This window comes from Cyanobium sp. LEGE 06143 (assembly GCF_015207535.1).
Lineage (GTDB): Bacteria > Cyanobacteriota > Cyanobacteriia > PCC-6307 > Cyanobiaceae > NIES-981.
Map to the genome: position 1 here is coordinate 1 of NZ_JADEWP010000234.1, position 3,206 is coordinate 3,206.

Consider the following 3,206-nt stretch of genomic DNA (forward strand, 5'->3'; position numbering starts at 1 on the left):
GTGCAGGATGGTATTCTGCGCGCATCCTCCGATGCAAACCTCGGCGCTGGTCCCCTCCGCATCGGCAACGCCGTCTTCCAGGCGGGTGCTGACATGGACTCCAGCCGCGAAATGTTTGTCGATCACGCAGGCTCGCGCGTTGATGTCCAGTCTTATGACGTGAGCTGGACAGGACGTATTGCCGGTGACGGCGCTCTGAACCTTCTCGGGAATGGCCTTCTGGTCCTGACCGGTGAGAACACCTATGCAGGCGGCACCTATGTGGAGGCAGGCACGCTCGCAGGCGCCGCCGGTGCGCTCCAGGGCGACATCGCCAACAACGGTATGGTCGAGTTCCGCCAGGCTGAAGATGGTACCTATGCCGGCGCAATGACCGGTGAAGGTGCCCTGCGCAAAACCGGCGCCGGGGTTCTGCTTCTGACAGGCGCAAACAGTTATCAGGGCGGAACGGAGATCGCCGAGGGCGCCTTGGCGGGAACTTCTGACTCCCTTCAGGGTGATATTGTCAACAATGCAAACCTGATCTTTATGCAGACAACGGACGGTGAGTATGCCGGCACGGTGTCAGGCAACGGAATCTTTCGCAAACTTGGGGACGGTATTCTGGAACTGACCGGCCTTAACACCTATTCGGGCGACCCCGTCGTCATGCAAGGTGTTCTGGCAGGTAATTCCGCTTCGCTCCAGGGCACCATCTGGAATGGCGCCACGGTCGAATTCCGGGAAACGGACGCGGGAGCCTATGCCGGTCAGATGTCGGGTGAAGGCACCCTTCGCAAGACGGGCGAGGGCGCTCTGCTGCTCACCGGAGCAAACACCTATTCAGGCGGTACGGATGTCTCGCAAGGGACGCTCATCGGCGCTGCCGGTGCCTTGCAGGGGAATATCAGCAATGCCGGCATTGTGGAGTTCCGCCAGGTGCAGGACGGGCTTTTTTCCGGTAACATTTCCGGCAGGGGCAGGGTCCGCAAGACCGGCGCGGGCGTTCTCCTGATGACAGGTCAAAACAGCTACACCGGCACCACGGAAGTGGAAGAAGGTACGCTGATGGGGGCGGCTGCGGCAATCCAGGGCGATGTCCTCAATAACGGCAACGTCGTCTTCCTCCAGACTGACGATGGTACCTTTTCCGGCAACATGTCCGGCGAAGGTGCCCTTATCAAGTTGGGCGAAGGCCGTCTTGAGCTGTCCGGTGAAAATTCCTTCACCGGTGACATCACCGTTCTGGAAGGGGTCCTGGCAGCCAGCCATGATGCCAATCTTGGCGCAGGGTCGCTGACCATAGGAAACGCCGTGTTCCAGGCTGCTGACGATATGGAAATCAGCCGTGAGCTGATCATCGATCACGCCGCCTCGCGGATGGATGTTCAGGAAAACGAAGTCATCTGGAACGGTGTGATTTCCGGTGACGGCGCTCTGAACCTTCTGGGGCAGGGCCGTCTGGAGCTGACCGCCGAGAACACCTATTCAGGCGGCACCTATGTCGAACAGGGCGTGCTCGCAGGCGCGGCCGGCGCGATCCAGGGCGATGTCTGGAATGATGGCACGGTCGAGTTCCTCCAGGATGAGGATGGCGAGTACACCGGAACCATCGTTGGAGACGGGGCGCTGCGTAAACTTGGCAACGGTCTTCTCAGGCTCACGGGCCAGAGCGGTATCGCCGGAAACACTTTTCTTGACGAAGGTAGCCTCAGTGTCGACGGCCTTCTGGGAACAGAGTTGTTGATGGTTGCCAACAACGCCTCTCTCCTGGGTAACGGGGGTATCGACGGTTCCGTCATGGTTCTGTCGGGGGGCACGCTGAAACCGGGTAATTCCCCCGGTACGCTCTACGTCAGCGGGGACGTCACGTTGTCTCAGGGTTCCGTCCTTGAGGCCGAGATCGATGGGCGGGTGTGGAGCGCAGAAGGTGGCGCGGGTTCGTATGACCGCATTGTCCTGACCGGTGAAGGCGCCACCTTCAGTGCCGGCGGGTCAATCAATCCGTTGCTGCGAGGCATCAACGGTGACGCCACGAATGCCTTTACGCCAGTCATCGGCGACGTGTTCACGATCGTTTCAGCTGACAACATAGCCGGAACCTTCGACTCCATCGTCCAGCCCCAGAGCGGACTTGCGCCGAACACACGGTTTAAAGTGCTCTACAATCCCGACACGATCCAGCTGACGCTGGTGGCGCGCAGTCTGGCCACCCTTGCTCAGGACAGCGCGCTTCGCTCGAACGCAGTGGCCTTCGGGACGGCGCTTGATCTTGCGTCTGCCTATGGCGAACTGGCCAGCGGAGAGCTTCTCCCGCTCTTCGCAGAGTTTGATGGCATGACCCAGGCTCAGGTGGCAGGCGCGCTTGCGTCCCTGTCCGGCGATATGCACGCGCATATCCTGGAGAGCACGGAATCGATCCTGCGCGCATCGGACGAGATGGTCATGACAGCTGCCTCCGGCGGCTGGATGATAGGGGGTGTCGACCGTGAGCTGAACGATGGCACCCGCGTCTGGGGCCGTGCGGAAGCCAGTGTCTCAAGCTATGATCCGGATGCGGCTGGCTTCGGCTTTGATGAGGATGTATATGGCCTCACCCTCGGCGCCACCATCCTCAATACGCCTGAAATTCGGGCTGGCGTTGCTGGCAGCTACAAGACTGTCGAACTCTACAATGACACGGCCAACGGCGCGACCAGCCACATGCTGTCGGTCTATGCCTATGGCAGCCGCACCGTCACGGCTCGTCTTACGCTTTCGGGTCTTCTGGGCTACACGGAGGCTTCGCCAAAAGTCAGCCGCGTCACGCCGCTGAGCAGCGGTCTGGCCTTCACAAAGTCCGGCAAGCCGGTTTCCACGACGCATGCGCAGCTGGAAGCCCGCTACCGGCTGGTGAATGCCGGCGAGACCAGCGTCTACGCCATCGGCGGCCTGCGGACGGCTTTCATGAATACCGGCGCCTATCGCGAGACCGGCAATATCGATCATGCCAAGCTGACCCTTGAGGCAGAATCCCGCCACACTACCCAGACGAATCTGGGCGCAGAAGTAGCCCGCTTTGTGGCGGGAACGGACTTCTCCCTCTTCGGCACCTGGGCACGCGACATAGGTGACGATCCGACGGTTGAGCGCGCTGCCAGGCTGGGAGAGGCGGTATGGCAGATCCAGTCGACCGATCGAGACCTCGACACCTTCACCTATGGCTTCAACGCCAGCCGGAACATCAA

General features: G+C 60.9%; 1 protein-coding gene. It reads left to right on the forward strand.

What is annotated here, in order from left to right:
• Positions 1–111: 111 nt before the first annotated feature.
• Positions 112–3,206 (forward strand): autotransporter-associated beta strand repeat-containing protein (locus IQ216_RS12835; protein WP_228007499.1); only part of this gene is annotated, 3,095 nt, incomplete at its 3' end.